Here is a 16539-nt window from a genome sequence, read left to right as displayed (position 1 = left end):
TTTAGCGCTTACTCCGATCCCATGCAAAGCTGTTGACAGTGACCCTGGCGGGCGGCGTGTCTTACAGCGTGTCTTTACAGGGTTTCCTGCGTCCCGAGAATCACCGTGGCCTGGCTCGAGAGCACACCACCGTTACCGTGCGCGATCGCCAGTTTCGCACCGGGTATCTGGCGCTCACCAGCGCGGCCCGTCAATTGCCGCATCGATTCTTCCATCAGGAACAGCCCATACATGCCGGGGTGAACGCACGACAAACCGCCGCCGTTCGTATTGACCGCGAGCCGGCCGCCCGGCGCGATGCCGCCGTCCGAAACGAAGCGGCCGCCTTCGCCTTTAGGGCAAAAGCCGAGGTCTTCGAGAAACAGAATGGTGTTGATCGTGAAGGCGTCGTACAGCATCGCGACGTCGATATCGTTCGCCTTCACGCCCGCCATTTGATACGCACGCCTGCCCGATTCCGCTGCGGCAGTCACCGTGAGATCCGGCATGCTCGCGATTTCGCGGTGCGAAGTGGCCGAAGCCGCGCCGAGCAGATACACCGGCTTGTCGGTGAGATCACGCGCTCGATCGGCGCGCACCATGACGATCGCTGCCGCGCCATCCGTCACGAGGCAGCAATCGCGCACGGAAAGCGGATCCGACACGAGGCGCGCGCCCATCACGTCGTCGATCGACATGGGCGTGCGCATATACGCATCCGGATTCAGTTGCGCCCACTTGCGCGCGGCGACGGCCACCTCGGCCAGATGCTCACGCTTCGTGCCGTATTGATGCATATGACGCGCCGCCGCAAGCGCATACGACGACACCGGATTCATCGGCTTATACGGGCTCTCCCACGGCGAAGGACGCGACGACTGCACGAGCTTGCCCGCCGCGCTGCGCTGATTGCTCCCATATGCAATCAAGGCAACCTCGATCTGTCCCGTACACAACGCCATGGCCGCCGTGTGCGCGTAGATTTCGAACGCCGATCCGCCGCTTCGGTTGTTGTCGGTGAACTTCGGGTTAATACCGAGGTATTCGGCAAACGTGAGACCCGACAGCATGTCGTCCGGCGTGCACACGAAAAGGCCGTCTACATCGCCAGGCGTAAGTCCCACCTGGACGAGCGCGTCAACGGACGCACGCGCAGCAAGGTCCAGCGACGACAAGCCAGGTGCTTCCCCCATCCCATAGGTGGCGCCTGCCACCAGTGCGGTACGCCCGCGCAAGTTGAATTCCATTCGATCTACCTTTCATCGGTGTGACCGGCTGATGACGGCCGGCTGCGGGTTAGCGGGCGTCAGGCTGGTTCGAACACAAGCAATGCCGCATCCCCTCGGTACACGATCTTCGCCTGCACCGGCATGCCAATGCGCACGGCCTCCGGCTCGATGCCCTCCACACAACTCAGCATGCGCACACCTTCTTCCAGATCGATCACTGCGACGTTGTAGCTGGGCGTGGGCGATTTCTGGCGCACCACGGTAGTGGAATAAACCGTGCCCTTCCCGCAGGCTTCGACCCACTCCAGATCGCGCATCCCGGTAACCGGCTCAGCCACCCGCGGGTAGAAGACATAGCGGCCGCTGCCGCGGCTGCGCTGGATCATCAAGCGGCCCTCGGCCAGGAATTTCTGATAATCGACTTCAGGACAAAGAGAGTCCATTCCCCGCTCCTTCAAATCGTTTTGCCATGGGCTCACGCCGAATCGAGCCGCTCTGTCGGGCCAAAATGGAACCAATAACCGAACACTGTTCCAAATCTTAAACGCACTGGGAGCGCGCTGTCAACGGCGGGAAAGCCCTGCCGTGCCCCGCCGCGCAAGGCTGAAACTACATCCCGACCAAATTCCCGACGCACCTCGGACAAACCCGCGGGAGCCGGTTTCAGCGCTTGACGATCACCTGGCCCTTCGTTTACTTTATCGAACATTGTTCATAAACGTGAAGACTTCGAATGTGATCAGGAAGTGGCCGGCGGGGGCGACGGATCCCCACTCCGGAGACGAATCCGGGGGCCGGCCCGAAAAAACCGTTGGCAAGAGAGCTCGAAGTGACATACGAACTAACAGACGACCAGCTTCAGATCCGCGACCTCATCCGTCGCGTCGCACGGGAGCGCGTGGCGCCGCGGGCCGACGAGATCGACCGTACGGCCGGGTATCCGCACGACATGTACGCACTGCTCAAGGAGCTTGGCCTCTTCACGTTGCCGTTTCCTGAAGCGTACGGCGGCGCCGGGAGTTTGATGTCGGCGTGCATCGCCGTCGAGGAGTTCGGGCGGGTTTGCTACAACACGGGCTATCTGCTGGTCGTGCAATGGACACCGTTCGGAGCCATTCTTGAAGGCGGCACGGAAGAGCAGAAGGCCCGCCTTCTGCCGGGGCTCGCCTCCGGTGACTTACGCGGTGCTCTCTCCATTACCGAAGCGCAAAGCGGCTCCGACGTTTCGGGCATTCGCACGACAGCGCGCCGCAAGAACGGCGGCTATGTGCTCAACGGCTCAAAGATCTGGTGCACGAATTCGCATATCGCCGACTTCATTCTCGTCGCCGCCAGGACGCTCGACGAGGAAGGACAGGCGCTGGGGATCAATCTTTTCATCGTCGATCGCAACACGCCGGGCCTGACGATCGGCAACGAAGAAGACAAGATGGGCGCGCGCGGCGTGGCGTCGTGCCCCCTTTATTTCGACGATGCCTTCATCCGCGCGGAAGACCGTCTCGGGCCGGAAGGCGGCCAGGGGTTCAAGGTGGCAATGGAGGCGCTCAACACGAGCCGTCCCATCGTGGCCGCGCGCGCGGTTGGCATCGCGCAGGGCGCGATCGATCACACCGTCAAATTCATTCAGGACCGCGTTGCATTCGGCCAGAGCATCAGCAGCTTTCAGGGTGTGCGCTGGATGATCGCTGACATGGTCACCCAGACCGAGGCCGCGCGCCAACTCGTCTATCGCACGGCGTCGCTCGTCGATGCGGGCGTTAGCGGCCGTGAACTCGCCCCAATGGCGGCGATGGCGAAGATGTTCGCGTCGGATGTCGCCATGAAGGTCGCGACCGATGCCGTGCAGCTATTCGGCGCCGCAGGCATCTCCAACGAGTACCCGATCAACCGTTATTTCCGCGACGCGAAGGTGGTGCAGATCATCGAAGGGACCAACCAGATCCAACGCAACATCGTCGCGGACAGCGTGCTGGGCCGCATCAAGAAGAACTGACAACGACAGCTCAGCTAACAGCCGAGCCGACAACGACAGAGGACAGGCAATGGAAGAAATCGAAACGGTTGGTCTGGGAATTCACTGGGAGGACCTGCCCGTTGGACGCAAGTTCAAGACCGTGGGCCGCACGGTGACCGAAACGGATGTCGTGAATTTTGTTTCGGTGACCGGCATGCTGGAAGTTCTGTTCACCAACACCGAGTTTCTTCGCGAGCAGTCGGCCATCAAGGGGCGCGTCGCGCCGGGCGCGCTGGTCTTCACGCTGATGGAAGGGCTGCTCACGCAGGCCACCATGCAGGGCGTCGGCTTCGCGTTCCTCAACATGGAACTCGACATCAAAGGCCCGACCTATGTGGGCGACACGATTCACGTGGAATGCGAGGTGATCGAATGCAGGCCTAGCAAGGGGCGCCCCGGACTTGGGCTGGTGCGCACCCGCAACCGCGTGATCAGGCAGGACGGCACGGAAGTGATGGTGTACACGCCGCTCAGACTCGTTAAAGGCAAGGGATACAAGGCCTGAGCATGGAAAATCCCCAACAACCCCTCGAACCGGCGACCGGCCCGTTAGCCGGTGTCCGCGTGATCGACCTGACCATCAACGTGCTCGGTCCGGTCGCCACGCAGCTACTCGGCGACATGGGCGCGGACGTCATCAAGATCGAACCGCCCGAAGGCGACCAGAACCGCAAGAATGGCCCTGGCCGCAACCCCGACATGGCCGTGTTCTATACGATCATGAACCGCAACAAGCGCAGCGTGATCCTGAACCTGAAGCAGGCCGAATGCCGCGAAGCGCTGCTCAAGCTCGTCGAGACCGCCGACGTCATCGTGCACAGCATGCGCCCGAGTGCCGCCGAGCGCCTCGGCATCGACTATGAAACCGTGCGGGCGCGCAACCCACGCATCGTGTACGCGTCGGGTGCCGGCTATCGAATCGACGGACCCTACAAGGACCGCCCCGCTTTCGACGACGTGATTCAGGGCGAAACCGGCATTGCCGCGATGAACCGCGACGCGGACGGCTCGCCGCGGTACTTCCCCACCGTGATCGTCGACAAGTTCTGCGGCTACGTGCTGGCGTCGTCGATCGGCATGGCGCTCTATCACCGCGAGCGGACCGGTGTCGGCCAGCTCGTCCATGTGCCGATGTTCGAAACGATGCTGCAATTCAATCTTTTCGAGCATCTTTGGGAAGGTGCGCTGGGCTCCAATGACGGAACCGGCCTGGGCTATCCGCGCATGTTCTCGCCGCACCGCCGGCCCTACGCGACAAAAGACGGGCATATCTGCCTGCTCGCCGTGAATAACGAGCAATGGCGCCGCGTGCTGTGCGCAATCGATGCAGCGCATCTGCTCGACGACCCGCGCTTTCACCACATGGCCGAGCGTATGCGCAACATCAGCGAGCTGTATCGCATCGTCGGCGACGCCATCCGCAACAAGACGACTGCGGAATGGAATGCGATCTTCGCCTCGGCAGACGTGCCGCACGGTCCCGTGCGCGACCTGAAAGACCTGATGCACGACGCGTACATCAAGGAGACCGGGTTCTTCCAGCGCTTCGAGCACCCGACCGAAGGCGACATGGTCATGACCTCGATACCGGTGCACTTCTCCGAGTCGCCCGGCAACGTTCGCTATCTGCCGCCGAATCTCGGCGAGCACAGCATCCAGGTTCTGGTCGAAGCGGGATATAGCGCGGACGAAGCGAGCGCGCTCCTCGCCCGGGCCACAGGAAGGGGCGAAGCCGTATCGGAAGCGCTGAGCAAGGATTAACTGGCGCGACAGCGCCTCGCACATCACGGAGGGAATCAATGAAGGGGCTCAAGGAGAAGGTCGTCGTCGTCACTGGCGCGGCAGGTGGGATCGGAACCGCCATCAGCAGACGATTCGGCGACGAAGGTTCGACCGTCGCGCTGTTCGACCTGAACGAAGAAGGCGCCGTGCGTGTCGCGGCGGAAATCGAGGCGGCGGGCGGCAAGGCGCGAGCCTACCGCGTCGACATCACGGATCACGAAGGTGTGCATGCTGCGGTGGCGAGAGTCGAGGAAGAACTGGGACCGATCGAGGTTCTCGTGAACAACGCCGGCTGGGACATGGGTGCGTTCTTCCTGCAAACCGAGAAACCGTTCTGGGACAAGGTGGTGGCAATCAATCTGTACGGACCGCTGAACATGCACCATGCCGTGCTGCGACGGATGGCCGAACGCGGCCGTGGCCGCGTCGTCAACATCTCGTCGGATGCGGGACGCGTGGGCTCCTCGATGGAAGCGGTGTACTCGTTCTGCAAAGGCGGCCTCATCGCCTTCACGAAGACGATGGCACGCGAAATGGCCCGCCAGATGATTCCCGTCAACGTCGTTTGCCCCGGCCCGACCGCGACCCCGCTTCTCGACAACCTCGCGCAGGGCGAGAAAGGCGAGCGCATCAAGGCCGCCCTCGTGAAGGCCGTGCCGTTCGGCCGCATGGGCGAACCTGGCGACATCCCGGGGGTGGTGGCCTTTCTAGCGAGTGACGACGCCGCGTTCATCAGCGGTCAGGTCATCAGCGTGTCGGGCGGTCTGACGATGGCCGGATAAACGGCAGCGCGAACGCAATCAATCAACAACATTGGAATACGACATGGAATTCAAGGACATCGGCTATCAGGAGGCGGACGGGGTCGCGACGATCACCATCAATCGCCCGAAGGTGTACAACGCATTCAGCGCCAACACCGTTGAGGAGCTCATCAAGGCCTTCGGCCTCGCGGGATGGAACAAGGATATCGGCGTCGTGGTGCTCACGGGCGCCGGCGACAAGGCGTTCTGCACCGGCGGCGACCAGTCCGGCGACGGCTACAACGGGCGCGGCACCGTCGGTCTGCCGATCGAGGAACTGCAAAGCATCATCCGCGACATTCCGAAGCCCGTGATCGCACGCGTGAACGGCTATGCAATCGGCGGCGGCAACGTGCTGGTGACGCTCTGCGATCTCGCCATCGCTGCCGAGACCGCGGTCTTCGGTCAGGTCGGCCCGAAGGTCGGGTCGGTCGATCCGGGCTTCGGCACCGCCTACCTCGCGCGCATCGTCGGCGAGAAGCGCGCGCGCGAAATCTGGTACCTGTGCCGCAAATACAGCGCGAAACAGGCGCTCGACTGGGGTCTCATCAACGCCGTCGTGCCCGCGGAACAACTCGACGCCGAAACGAAGAAGTGGTGCGACGAGATTCTGCAGATGAGCCCCACCGCTATTGCGCTCGCAAAGCGCTCGTTCAATATCGATACCGAGAACATCCGCGGCATCGGCGCGTTCGCGATGCAGGCGCTTGCGATGTACTACGACACCGACGAATCGAAGGAAGGCGGCAATGCGTTCCGCGAAAAGCGCAAGCCGGAGTTTCGCAAGTACGTGAAGTGACCGGCGGAAATGCCGGCAGGGCGACGCTCAGCTTCGGCGTCGCCCTTTGCGCATACGCGCGCCGAAGTTCAGTATTTGCGGAAGTTCACGCCGACACGCGTGCCAAGCCCCGGGAGCCGGTTGATGGGGCGGCTGCCATGCTCCGGGGCGGCTTCGCCCCATGCGAACCACACGTCAGGCTCGCGCGCATCGCCCACGCGCCGCCAGCGGCCGTCCACCTGCGGATTCTTGAGCGTCCCGAGACCGACCAGACGCCCGCGCGGATCGGGCATGAACTCCCACTCTTCGCCGAACGCTGAGTAACGGATGCCTTCCTGCCAATACCCATTCGCGCCGAAATCGATGGTGCCCGTCACGTCATAGGTAAAGCGCACCTCGCCCTTCTCGTTGCCGAGAATCGCGAAGCCGAACATGTCGTTACCTAGCGTGAAGTGCCCGAAGTCGATGCTGCCGTCCTTATAACGCGTCGCCCACGTGTACCAGACGAGTTCCAGCTTCTCCTGCACCAGCGCATCTTTCGTCTTGTAGATCTCGCCGCCCTCGTACATATGGATCGGATCGAAGCCGATCATGCCGCGCACCTTCTTTCCAAGTATCGTCCCTTCCATCTCGAAGATGTTCGCGACGTAGTACATGCCCGCGTCGCGGCCCGGCAGATACCAGTGCATGCCGGGCTTGACGAGCTTGCCCTTGATATCCATGCCGTTCTCTTCGTACCAGCTGCAATCCTCGGGCGTCCAGGTGACGTGAAAGCGATTGCCGGGCGCCTGCGGATGGCTTCGCCAGTGGATGCGCTCCTCTTCGAGCGTTCTTGCGAATCCATCGTTCGGCACCGATTCCTTGCCTACCGGATGCATATGCATGCCGTCGTCGTGGCCGAGCGTCGTGCACAGGTAGAAACGCCGCCGCGTGTCCTTCGCGTCGGTCCGCAGGCCAGCGGGAATCCTCCGCATCGGGCAATAGATCTCGCCATCCTCGTCGCGCAGCGTTCCCCACAGGTAGAGCGCTTCGGGCGGCATGCCGAAGTAGGCGCGGTTGGACAGCATGTCCTCGATGGTGGGCTCGAAGGCGCTGACAAGAGGCTGCCAGCCAAAGTCGCCGCGGCGCGGCATGGATAGTTTGGTGTCGCTCATGGTCGTTACACCCGTCACGATGGTGAAGTGGTTGGAGCGGCTCACTATAGGTATCCTCGCGCGTGGCTGAAAACCGGTCGATCCGCTCGTCTGCCCACGAGCACGCCCGGCGCGCGATCAGCACAGGGGCACAGGAGCTAACGTATTGATTTACCGGTTTTCTCTCCGGTCCGGAAACCCGCGCTGCCTGCGCGCACGAAAGCTTCGTTACACGTAACGATCATGTGCGATATATTGAACGACGTTCGCATTTAATACTGAACCCGGACATGCCAAAGTCGTCTGCCGAACGCGTCGCCGCTTATCGCACCCGCAAGAAGGCCGAAGGCATGGTGAGCCTGACACTGGTCGTCCCGGCAGCCGACGTCGCCCTCTTCAGCCAGTTCGCCGCGCAACGCCGCGAAAAGCTGCGCGACAACATGCATCCTGGCCAAGCCCCGCGCCAGCAGTGGCTCTCGATGCTGGCCGCGATGACGCCTGCGCTGCCCCAAACTGCCGAGTCGCGCCGCAAGCGCAATGCGATCGGCGCACCGATCACGCGCGCGCAGACGCTCTTCATGGCGCTGCTGAAGCACATCATCGATCTGGGATGGCCGGCAGGACTACCGCTCGGCTCCGAGCAGGAATTGATGAAGGTCCATGGAGTAAGTCGCGCTGCGTTGCGCGGAGCGATCCGCTTGCTCGAGCACCACTGCATCGTGAGGGTGCAGCGCGGCACCGGAGGCGGCGTGATCGTCGCCCAGCCGGACCTGAGCGCGACGATGCAGGCAGTCAGCGTCTATCTGGAGTATGCGGGCATCGCGCCGCGCGATATTCTCGCGACGCGCCGCACGCTCGAACTGGCCGTCCTGGATCTCGTCATCGAACGGCTCGACCATGAAGGTGAGCGACGCGTGCACGACCAGGTTCAGGCCGAGGCGCAACTCGACGGCCGTGCCGGCGCCGATGAGTTGCTGCGATTTCATTTCCTGCTCGCTGAACTTTGCGGCGATCCCGCACTGTGTCTCTTCGACGGCATCGTCCTGCAACTTGCCGATGCGCATTCCACGTTTCATCGGCGCAGCCGAACGGACCGCGACCGCGTCGTGGCGAGGATCAAGGAATACCATCGCGAGATCGCGCGCGCGATCATTGCCCGCGATAAAGAGCAGGCTCGCAGGCAAATGGCCGACTACATCGCGGGGATCAGGACGTGGCTGGAGTAGCGGCCGCGCTGCACTTGCCTGTCCGCCTCAACCCTCCTGCAGGTCAGCGAAACGAGATCGTGTGGCCGCCATCCACTGCGATCGTCTGGCCGTTGATATAGCCGCCCGAACGCGATGCGAGCATCACGGCTAGCCCAGCGATCTCGTCGACCTCGCCGAAGCGCTGTGATGGATTGCGACCACGGTACCATTCGACCATCGCCTCGTCCTCCCATTGCGATCGCGCCATCTCGGTCTTGAAGGTGCCGGGCGCGATGCAATTGGCGGTGACGCCCTTTGCGGCGAATTCCATTGCGAGGTTTCTCACGAGCTGCATGTCGGCGGCTTTGGTGAGCCCGTAGGTTCCCGTCACGGCATCGCCGAACAGGCCAACCACGGATGCCACCGAAATAAAGCGCCCATAGCCACGCTCGATCATGCCGGGCACAGTCATCTGCGCGAGCCAGATATTGCTCTGGACGTTGACCTGCATGAACTTGTTGAACGTTTCGTCTTGCAGATCGAGTGCCGAGCCTATCCACGGATGAATCGCGGCATTGGCCATCACGATGTCGACCCTGCCCCACTCGCCGTTCGCCGCAGCCACGAGACCTTGCAATTCCGCTTTACGGCCTATGTTGCAGGCAAACGGCAAGGCCACCCGAGTTCCGATCTTTTCGTTGATGGCTTGCGCGGCAGTTTCGCAGGCGTCGGCGTTACGGCCGGAAACGACGACTTTGGCGCCATGTTCCGCCATGCCGAGCGCACTGGCATAGCCAATGCCGCGACTCGATCCGGTGACGATTGCGACCTTGTCCGTGAGGTCAAAAAGCGATGAGGGCATACGTACTCCACAAAAATGGAGGCTTGTCGATGAAAGCCCTCGCGTCGCGCGCGTCGCTCAGGCAAGCGATTATTTCCCCACCTGCCACGCCATGCCGCCGCTTTGCTTTCTTTGCGCCAATGCCGCCTTCTCGATCCGCAACGCCTCTTCCAGCGAAGCTAGCGCACCCTGATCGATCACGCGCTTGACCGTCGCGACGAGCTCGGGTCGGCGGCTCGCAATCGTCTTCGCTAGTGACGCTGCCCGCTCCATCAGTTGATCGTGGCTGACCACCTCGTTCACGAGGGCGATGCGCAACGCGGTGGCCGCGTCAATCGGATCGCTCGTCAAGCTGAACTGCTTCGCCCACCGCGGACCCACGATATACGGCAACCTCGCGGTCATGCCGCCCCCCGCGAGCGCGCCGATTTTCGTGTGCGTGTCGGCAAAACGCGCACGTTCGGACGCGATGATGAAATCGCACCCCATTGCAAGTTCCAGCCCGCCTGTAACGGCAGCGCCGTTGACCGCCGCGATTACCGGCTTGGTGAGGCGCGGCCACATATCGATCATGTCCGCGACCCGCGTGCGCGGCGCATCGGGCGCGGAAAAATCATTCAGGTCGAGCCCAGCACAAAAGGCCGGATCGGCGCCCGTCACGATCAGGACGCGCAGGCTTTGGTCCGCTTCGAAACGATGCATTGCGTCGATCAGCGCTTCGGTCAATGCGAGGTTCAGTGCGTTGCGGGCCGCGGGCCGGTTCAGTGTCAACATGAGAACCGTTCCGTCACTCTGCACGCCGAGCAGATCGGTTGCTTTTGCGTTCATGGCAATGCCTCGAAAGGGTTCACGCCGCCGCGACCATTGCCTCGTGCTGAATCTGGCGGGCGTAGCGATTCAGGTGATAGTCCGCGTTGCCGAACAATGCGTCGAGCACCAGATGACGGCGATAGTGATGGCCCACCTTGTATTCATCCGTGATGCCGTAGCCACCGTGCAACTGGATACCCTGTTGCGTGACGAACTTCGCGCCACGAGTGGTCTGTGCCTTGCAGCCCGAGATTTCGACGCTCCGGTTCTCCCTGTCCTCGCTGATAGCGAGCAACGCACGGTGCAGTGTTGCGCGCGCCTGCATCGCTTCGATCGCCATGTCGGCCATCCGGTGTTGCAGCGCCTGGAAGCTGCCAATCGCCACCCCGAACTGCTTGCGCGTTTTCAAGTACTCCGACGCGAGCTCGATAGCGTCTTCCATATCCCCCACCAGTTCGGCACAGATCGCAACGACCGCTTCGTCAACGGCGGCCTGCAGTCCTTCGAACGCTCGCCCAGCCTCACCCAGAACATTCGATTCTGCGACGATCACACCATCGAGCAGCAAGTCGGCAGATGGCGTGCCGTCGAGCAACGCGCAAGTCTTCAGCGTCACGCCTGCCTGCTTCGGATCGACGACGAAAACCCCGATGCCGTCCGTAGCATCGGCTGCACCCGCCGCGCGAGCGACGACGAGCAGACGGTCTGCAACGGGCGCTCCAACCACGAGCGTCTTATAGCCGTCCAGCCGCCACGACCCGTCCTCGGTCTTCTTCGCGGTGGCCGTCACGTAATGCACCTGACCCCGCGCTTCACGTTCACTTTGCGCGACTGCATAGACAGTCTCGCCCGAAACGATCTCGCCAAGTATCGCCTCGCGCTGCCCGTCTCGCCCGCAGCGCGTGACAAGCGACGCAGGAAACACACCACACATCACGTATGGCTCCAGCACCAGCGCGCGCCCGATCTGCTCGGCCACGATGGCGCTTTCGACTGACGAGAAACCGAGCCCGCCCAATTCATCCGGCACCGCGACACCGAGCCAACCCATTTCGCCGAAGGTACGCCACGTCTCGCGCGAAAATCCGCCTCCTTGCGAAGCAAGATTGCGACGATGTTCGAACGTATAGCTCTTTTGCAAGAAGCGTTGCGCGCTTTCCTGCAACATCCGCTGTTCGTCGCTCAACTCGAAGTCCATGCTGCACCCTCTTTATGCCGGCAATTGATGCGATCCCACGTCTCGGGGATCGAAGACCGTTCGTGACTCGATACGGCGTCAAAGATCGAACAGTGCTTTGGCGATGATGTTTCGCTGAATTTCGGCCGTCCCGCCATAGATCGAGCAAGCCCGCCGATAGAAGACCTCTGCCGCCAGGCCTGGCGCGTATTCAGGTCCGATGAACTGGGCCTCGCGCAGCTCTCGCTCTTCATTCGGATCGGGATAGAACACGGCGCCATAATCGCCGATCACCTCGAGCAGCATCTCCGTGAGCTTCTGATGGAGTTCAGATCCGCGCACTTTGAGCATGGATCCGATCGCCATACCGCCGCTGCGCTCGTCTATCCCTTGATGCAGGATTTTCTGCACCGCCATGTCGATAGCGCGAACCTCCAATTCGTGCTGCGCCAAACGTGCCGCAAACGTCGGATCCTGGATCAATGGCTTGCCGGCCATCCGTTCGCGCGAGGCGTAGTGCCGGATCTTGCGCAGATAGCGCTTGAGGGCAGGCGCTTCAGCGCCAAGAAACGCCCGCTCGTTAAAGAGCAGAAACTTGGTGTATCCCCACCCCTTGTTGACCTCGCCGATAAGGTTTTCAGCGGGCACGCGCACGTTGTCGTAGAAGACTTCCGCCAGATGATGGCAGCCATCGAGCGACGCGATCGGCCGTACGGTAACGCCCGGCGACGACATGTCGAGCAGCAGGAAGGAAATGCCCTTTTGTGGCTTCGCTTCGCTATCCGTGCGGACCAGCACGAAATTCCATTGACCGTAGGCGCCGAAGCTGGTCCAGATCTTCTGTCCATTGACGATGTAGTGGTCTCCATCGAGAACCGCCGTCGTACGTAGCGATGCAAGATCGGAACCCGAGCCCGGCTCTGAAAAACCCTGTACCCAGAACACTTCACCACGCCGGATAGGAGGAAGAAAGCGCCGCTTCTGCTCTTCGTTGCCAAACTCGCAAATCACGGGTCCGACGAGCGACACGCCCGCCTGATTCTGTATCGGTGCGCCTGCCAGATAGCATTCTTCCTCGAAGATGTAACGCTGCATCGCGGTCCACCCCGTGCCGCCGTCAGCAACCGGCCAATGCGGCACTGACCAGCCGTGCGTTTCGTGCAAGATGCGAGTCCAGCGCTGTGAATCGTCGTCACCTGCCAGAAAGCCCTGCTGCCCGCGAAAGGCCAGGTCGGCCGGCAAATGCTCGTTGAGAAACGCACGAACTTCTTTGCGGAACGCGATGTCCGCGGGATCTACGCGAAAATCCATGGTTTAACTTCCGGCGTTTTCAGTACGTTGAACCGCGGCGCGCGCCTCGATCTGCGCCCGCTGCTGCGCCAGCGTTGCCGACCAATGTGCGCGGCGTGGGCGGCACGCAATAAAGCTCGTCCACGACAGCGCGCCGTCGCTCGAGCACATTGCGTTGGCTGATTGCGCTCTTTGCACTCAATTCGCCGTTATCGAGCGTCGGCTGCTCGCTTTCGAGCACGATGCGCGCAATGCGCGTAGAGCTGCCGCCAGGACGCGCGGCGAGCTGGTCGAGTCCGGTCTGGAAGAACGCGCGCACGCCGCGGCTGTTGATGATCTGGTCGGCGCCCGGCATCGGATCGTGAAGGTCGTCGCAAAGCGCACGGCACGCTTCGATGTCAGGGAAGACGAGCGCGCTCAGGTAGTCGCGGTCGTGCCCGGCAATCACGATATCCCGCGCATACGGGCCCAACACGTTCAGCGCATACAGTCGCAACTCGGCGACGTTGACCCAAGTGCCCGAGGACAGCTTGAAATTTTCCGCAATGCGTCCGTCGAAGCGCAGTCCCAGTTCGAGGCGCTGCGGGTCGATGAACGTTGCTGCGTCACCGGAGCGGAAATAGCCTTCCTCGTCGAACGCGGCGGCGGTGCGCTCGGGATCTTTCCAATAGCCGGGCGTCACACAGTCGCCGAGGAAACGGATTTCCAGCTTCGCGCCGACCGGCGCCACCTTCACTTTGACGCCGGGCACGGGCAACCCCGCAATCGCTTCCCGTCGCGGATCCCAGGCCGCCGATAGCGGCGTTGGGCCTGCTTCCGTGCTGCCGATGCCCGACATGATGAGCACACGCTGGCCGATGGTACGCACCGCGAGCTCGTCGAGTTGAGCCCAGATGTATTTCGGCAGACTTGCGCCGCCGTAGTAGATGAGCGCGAGTTTGCTAAAGAATTTCTCGCGCAGTGCCTTGTCCGCCTGCAGATGCGGAATGAGCGAGGCCAACCCTTGCGGCGTATTGAGGTAGACCGCCGGCGCGATTTCACGCAATGCCTGCACCGTCGGGCCAATTTCCTCCGGCGTTGGCTTGCCTGGGTCCAGGTAGTAAGTCCCCCCGCCGTACAGCACCATGCCGAAGTTATGCGTGCCGCCAAAAGTGTGATGCCAGGGCAGCCAGTCGACGAGATCCGATGGCCCGTCCTGAAGAAACGCGAACACCTGGGCGACTTGCTGTCGATTGCTGCACAACATGCGCTGCGAATAGATCACGCCTTTCGGTGCGCCTGTCGTTCCCGAAGTAAACATGATCTTGCCCACCGTATCCGGGCCGACTGCCTTGAACGCCTTGTCGACGTCGGCTGTAACCGGCGTCTTCAGCCACTGCGCGACGCGCGAACCGCCACGACCCTCCGGCAACGGACCGACGACGACACATTCCACGTCGCCGAACACCTCACGCAATGCGCGGCCATACTGCGCGCCGTCCTCCGCGAAGACGAGGCCGGGCGTGCATACGGCCGCGAGTTGCCTGAGCTTCGAAAAGTCCTGCGATAACAGCGAATACGCGGGCGTCACCGGGATATAGGGAATCCCGACGTGCAATGCGGCGAGCGCGAAGAGCGCGTGTTCAAAGCTTCGATCGGAAAGAATCATCAACGGACGAGACGGCGACAATCCTCGATCGAGCAGCGCCTGCCCCAGCGCACGCGCACCGTCGAACGCCTGCCGGTAGGTCAGAGACTCCCATGACTTGCCGTCCGGGGTCCGCCGCGCAAGCAACGCGCGCTCGGGCGTGACGCTCGCCCAGTGTTCGAGCCGCTCCGTCAAGCGGACGGGATACGCCTGGAGCGGTTCCTTCAGTTCATACACCACGCTTCCGTCTGGCCTTCGCTCGACGATGGCATCCATGCTGCCGACGCGAATCGGGCGAAACGGCACATCCATCAGCGCATCGTGCGAAGCCGTACCTGCATCCATCTGAGTCGTCCTGTTGTTATCTGGCAAGTCATGTCCCGCGAGCGCTCGCATCGCCTTCCGATACCTGGAAATGTTGCGGGCCAAGAGCAACCAATAATTGAACGTCGATCATCTTGCTGAACCAGAATAACGCGAAATCCCAGCCACGTCTATCCGTTGTCACCCACAAGACGCGCGCAAATGTCCGGCACGATCGCAGCCTTGCGCATCGCACAACAACGTGGACAGAAAACAAGAAATACGCTACGTTCTGAACGCTATTCGTATTGTTAAACATGACACCGGATCGTAACCGATTGCCGGAACCAAGGAGCCATCATGTCGGAAGAGGTTGTCGTCACCGCTGCCGTTCGCACCGCTATTGGAGACTTCGGTGGCGCGCTATCGAGCATTCCGCCCACGACGCTAGGCGCAACGGTCGTTCGCGCGCTGCTCGAGCGTTCGCATCTGCCGGGTGAAGAGGTGGGTCAAGTGGTGTTCGGCAACGTGATCCATACCGAGCCTCGCGACATGTATCTCGCGCGCGTCGCTGCGATGGAAGGCGGCGTCAGCGCGGACGCACCGGCGCTGACGCTCAACAGGCTATGCGGCTCCGGCCTTCAGGCAATCATCTCCGCTGCGCAAGCCATCGCGCACGGCGACACGGAAATTGCGATCGGCGCTGGTGCAGAAAGCATGTCGCGCGCAGCATACGTTGCGAGCGGCGCGCGTTGGGGTTCGCGCATGGGCGACATCCGCCTGATCGACATGATGGTCGGTGCGTTGACCGATCCGTTCAGCGCTTGCCATATGGGCGTAACCGCAGAGAACGTCGCAAAGAAGTACGGCATTTCGCGCGACGACCAGGACCTGCTCGCCGTCGAATCGCACCGGCGCGCTGCGCAAGCTATTCATGACGGCAACTTCCGCGAGCAGATCGTGCCCGTAGCACTGCGCACGAAAAAGGGCGAAGCCGTTTTTGACACCGATGAGCATGTGCGGTCGGGCACGACCATCGCCGATCTCGCCAAATTGCGCCCGGCGTTCCAGAAAGACGGTACGGTGACGGCCGGCAATGCGTCGGGTCTCAACGACGGCGCGGCTGCAGTCCTGCTGATGGCCCGTCGCAGCGCCGAACAACGGGGCCTTCGTCCGCTTGCGCGACTCGTTTGCTGGGCTCACGCGGGCGTCGATCCGCAATACATGGGCATCGGCCCGGTCCCTGCGACACGCAAGGCGCTGCAGCGCGCGGGTTTGACCGTCGCAAATCTCGATGTGATCGAAGCGAACGAGGCGTTTGCCGCTCAAGCTTGCGCCGTGGCGAAGGAGTTGGAACTCGACAGCGCTAAGGTCAACCCGAACGGATCGGGCATCGCGCTCGGCCATCCGATCGGCGCAACCGGCGCCGTCATTGCGGTCAAGGCCATTCACGAGTTGCATCGTTGCGGTGGGCGCTATGCGCTCGTGACAATGTGCATCGGCGGAGGTCAAGGCATCGCGGCCATCTTCGAGCGCATTTAGGGCTTCGCACAGCGTTATCCATTCAACCAGAGGGACAAACGTGG

Annotated in this window: 15 protein-coding genes; 7 read left to right on the top strand and 8 right to left on the bottom strand. The window is 62.1% G+C overall.

The genetic code is table 11. The features are described 5' to 3' along the window. Nucleotides 1-74 precede the first annotated feature (74 nt). Together HDG32_RS05805 and HDG32_RS05800 are read right to left on the bottom strand one after the other, a co-directional pair. Entirely contained in the window at nt 75-1226 is a 1152-nt protein-coding gene (locus HDG32_RS05805) for a thiolase (protein WP_184064281.1), read from the bottom strand. A gap of 59 nt (nt 1227-1285) precedes the next feature. Continuing rightward, nucleotides 1286-1651 carry a Zn-ribbon domain-containing OB-fold protein gene (locus tag HDG32_RS05800; RefSeq protein ID WP_018425526.1) on the bottom strand — a complete coding sequence of 122 codons (366 nt, stop codon included), beginning with the start codon at nt 1649-1651 and terminating at the stop codon, nt 1286-1288. Between the two features lie 386 nt (nt 1652-2037). Here HDG32_RS05800 and HDG32_RS05795 point away from each other — a divergent pair, with 386 nt between their 5' ends. The 5 genes from HDG32_RS05795 to HDG32_RS05775 are packed head-to-tail and all read left to right on the top strand — an operon-like array spanning nt 2038 to nt 6606. Continuing rightward, entirely contained in the window at nt 2038-3201 is a 1164-nt protein-coding gene (locus tag HDG32_RS05795; RefSeq protein WP_184064278.1) for an acyl-CoA dehydrogenase family protein, read from the top strand. 49 nt (nt 3202-3250) lie between these two features. Continuing rightward, nucleotides 3251-3727 carry a MaoC/PaaZ C-terminal domain-containing protein gene (locus HDG32_RS05790; RefSeq protein ID WP_184064275.1) on the top strand — a complete coding sequence of 159 codons (477 nt, stop codon included), beginning with the start codon at nt 3251-3253 and terminating at the stop codon, nt 3725-3727. 2 nt (nt 3728-3729) lie between these two features. Next, nucleotides 3730-4983 (top strand): CaiB/BaiF CoA-transferase family protein, encoded by a 1254-nt coding sequence (locus HDG32_RS05785; protein WP_184032199.1) that lies wholly within the window; start codon nt 3730-3732, stop codon nt 4981-4983. Nucleotides 4984-5021: 38 nt separating this feature from the next. Further along, on the top strand, nt 5022-5786 hold the full coding sequence (locus tag HDG32_RS05780) for a glucose 1-dehydrogenase (protein WP_018425530.1): 765 nt from the start codon (nt 5022-5024) through the stop codon (nt 5784-5786). Nucleotides 5787-5829: 43 nt separating this feature from the next. After that, nucleotides 5830-6606, top strand: a complete 777-nt coding sequence (locus HDG32_RS05775; RefSeq protein ID WP_184032198.1) for an enoyl-CoA hydratase-related protein — start codon at nt 5830-5832, stop codon at nt 6604-6606. A gap of 68 nt (nt 6607-6674) precedes the next feature. On the opposite strand, the gene HDG32_RS05770 is transcribed toward HDG32_RS05775, so the two are convergent. After that, on the bottom strand, nt 6675-7739 hold the full coding sequence (locus HDG32_RS05770) for a hypothetical protein (RefSeq protein WP_221307639.1): 1065 nt from the start codon (nt 7737-7739) through the stop codon (nt 6675-6677). Nucleotides 7740-8008: 269 nt separating this feature from the next. Here HDG32_RS05770 and HDG32_RS05765 point away from each other — a divergent pair, with 269 nt between their 5' ends. Then, nucleotides 8009-8944 carry a FadR/GntR family transcriptional regulator gene (locus tag HDG32_RS05765; protein WP_184064270.1) on the top strand — a complete coding sequence of 312 codons (936 nt, stop codon included), beginning with the start codon at nt 8009-8011 and terminating at the stop codon, nt 8942-8944. Between the two features lie 43 nt (nt 8945-8987). Here the strand turns inward: HDG32_RS05765 and HDG32_RS05760 are convergent, their stop codons facing one another. From HDG32_RS05760 to HDG32_RS05740, 5 genes are all read right to left on the bottom strand, one after another. After that, nucleotides 8988-9767 carry an SDR family NAD(P)-dependent oxidoreductase gene (locus HDG32_RS05760; RefSeq protein WP_184064267.1) on the bottom strand — a complete coding sequence of 260 codons (780 nt, stop codon included), beginning with the start codon at nt 9765-9767 and terminating at the stop codon, nt 8988-8990. Between the two features lie 69 nt (nt 9768-9836). Further along, a complete protein-coding gene (locus tag HDG32_RS05755; protein WP_184064264.1) occupies nt 9837-10574 on the bottom strand; it encodes an enoyl-CoA hydratase in 738 nt (245 codons plus the stop codon). Between the two features lie 19 nt (nt 10575-10593). Then, on the bottom strand, nt 10594-11754 hold the full coding sequence (locus tag HDG32_RS05750; RefSeq protein WP_184064261.1) for an acyl-CoA dehydrogenase family protein: 1161 nt from the start codon (nt 11752-11754) through the stop codon (nt 10594-10596). Between the two features lie 78 nt (nt 11755-11832). Then, on the bottom strand, nt 11833-13044 hold the full coding sequence (locus HDG32_RS05745; RefSeq protein WP_184064258.1) for an acyl-CoA dehydrogenase family protein: 1212 nt from the start codon (nt 13042-13044) through the stop codon (nt 11833-11835). 19 nt (nt 13045-13063) lie between these two features. Beyond that, nucleotides 13064-14995 (bottom strand): AMP-binding protein, encoded by a 1932-nt coding sequence (locus HDG32_RS05740; RefSeq protein ID WP_260335918.1) that lies wholly within the window; start codon nt 14993-14995, stop codon nt 13064-13066. Between the two features lie 318 nt (nt 14996-15313). On the opposite strand from HDG32_RS05740, the gene bktB reads away from it, so the two are divergent. Next, complete coding sequence (gene bktB, locus HDG32_RS05735; RefSeq protein ID WP_184064255.1) at nt 15314-16495, top strand: beta-ketothiolase BktB; 1182 nt, start codon at nt 15314-15316, stop codon at nt 16493-16495. Nucleotides 16496-16539: the final 44 nt, after the last annotated feature.

It is taken from the genome of Paraburkholderia sp. CI2, assembly GCF_014201055.1.
Taxonomy (GTDB): Bacteria; Pseudomonadota; Gammaproteobacteria; order Burkholderiales; family Burkholderiaceae; genus Paraburkholderia; species Paraburkholderia tuberum.
Note: the sequence above shows the minus strand (reverse complement) of the source record. Positions and strands in the feature narration are given on the sequence as shown.

What these genes read in the sequence shown, in the direction of transcription:
- HDG32_RS05745 (WP_184064258.1), bottom strand. Translation starts at nt 13,044, where the DNA reads ATGGATTTTCGCGTAGATCCCGCGGACATCGCGTTCCGCAAAGAAGTT.
- HDG32_RS05805 (WP_184064281.1), bottom strand. Translation starts at nt 1,226, where the DNA reads ATGGAATTCAACTTGCGCGGGCGTACCGCACTGGTGGCAGGCGCCACC.
- HDG32_RS05770 (WP_221307639.1), bottom strand. Translation starts at nt 7,739, where the DNA reads ATGAGCGACACCAAACTATCCATGCCGCGCCGCGGCGACTTTGGCTGG.
- HDG32_RS05790 (WP_184064275.1), top strand. Translation starts at nt 3,251, where the DNA reads ATGGAAGAAATCGAAACGGTTGGTCTGGGAATTCACTGGGAGGACCTG.
- HDG32_RS05750 (WP_184064261.1), bottom strand. Translation starts at nt 11,754, where the DNA reads ATGGACTTCGAGTTGAGCGACGAACAGCGGATGTTGCAGGAAAGCGCG.
- HDG32_RS05765 (WP_184064270.1), top strand. Translation starts at nt 8,009, where the DNA reads ATGCCAAAGTCGTCTGCCGAACGCGTCGCCGCTTATCGCACCCGCAAG.
- HDG32_RS05775 (WP_184032198.1), top strand. Translation starts at nt 5,830, where the DNA reads ATGGAATTCAAGGACATCGGCTATCAGGAGGCGGACGGGGTCGCGACG.
- HDG32_RS05755 (WP_184064264.1), bottom strand. Translation starts at nt 10,574, where the DNA reads ATGAACGCAAAAGCAACCGATCTGCTCGGCGTGCAGAGTGACGGAACG.
- HDG32_RS05785 (WP_184032199.1), top strand. Translation starts at nt 3,730, where the DNA reads ATGGAAAATCCCCAACAACCCCTCGAACCGGCGACCGGCCCGTTAGCC.
- HDG32_RS05800 (WP_018425526.1), bottom strand. Translation starts at nt 1,651, where the DNA reads ATGGACTCTCTTTGTCCTGAAGTCGATTATCAGAAATTCCTGGCCGAG.
- HDG32_RS05740 (WP_260335918.1), bottom strand. Translation starts at nt 14,995, where the DNA reads ATGGATGCAGGTACGGCTTCGCACGATGCGCTGATGGATGTGCCGTTT.
- HDG32_RS05760 (WP_184064267.1), bottom strand. Translation starts at nt 9,767, where the DNA reads ATGCCCTCATCGCTTTTTGACCTCACGGACAAGGTCGCAATCGTCACC.
- HDG32_RS05780 (WP_018425530.1), top strand. Translation starts at nt 5,022, where the DNA reads ATGAAGGGGCTCAAGGAGAAGGTCGTCGTCGTCACTGGCGCGGCAGGT.
- bktB (WP_184064255.1), top strand. Translation starts at nt 15,314, where the DNA reads ATGTCGGAAGAGGTTGTCGTCACCGCTGCCGTTCGCACCGCTATTGGA.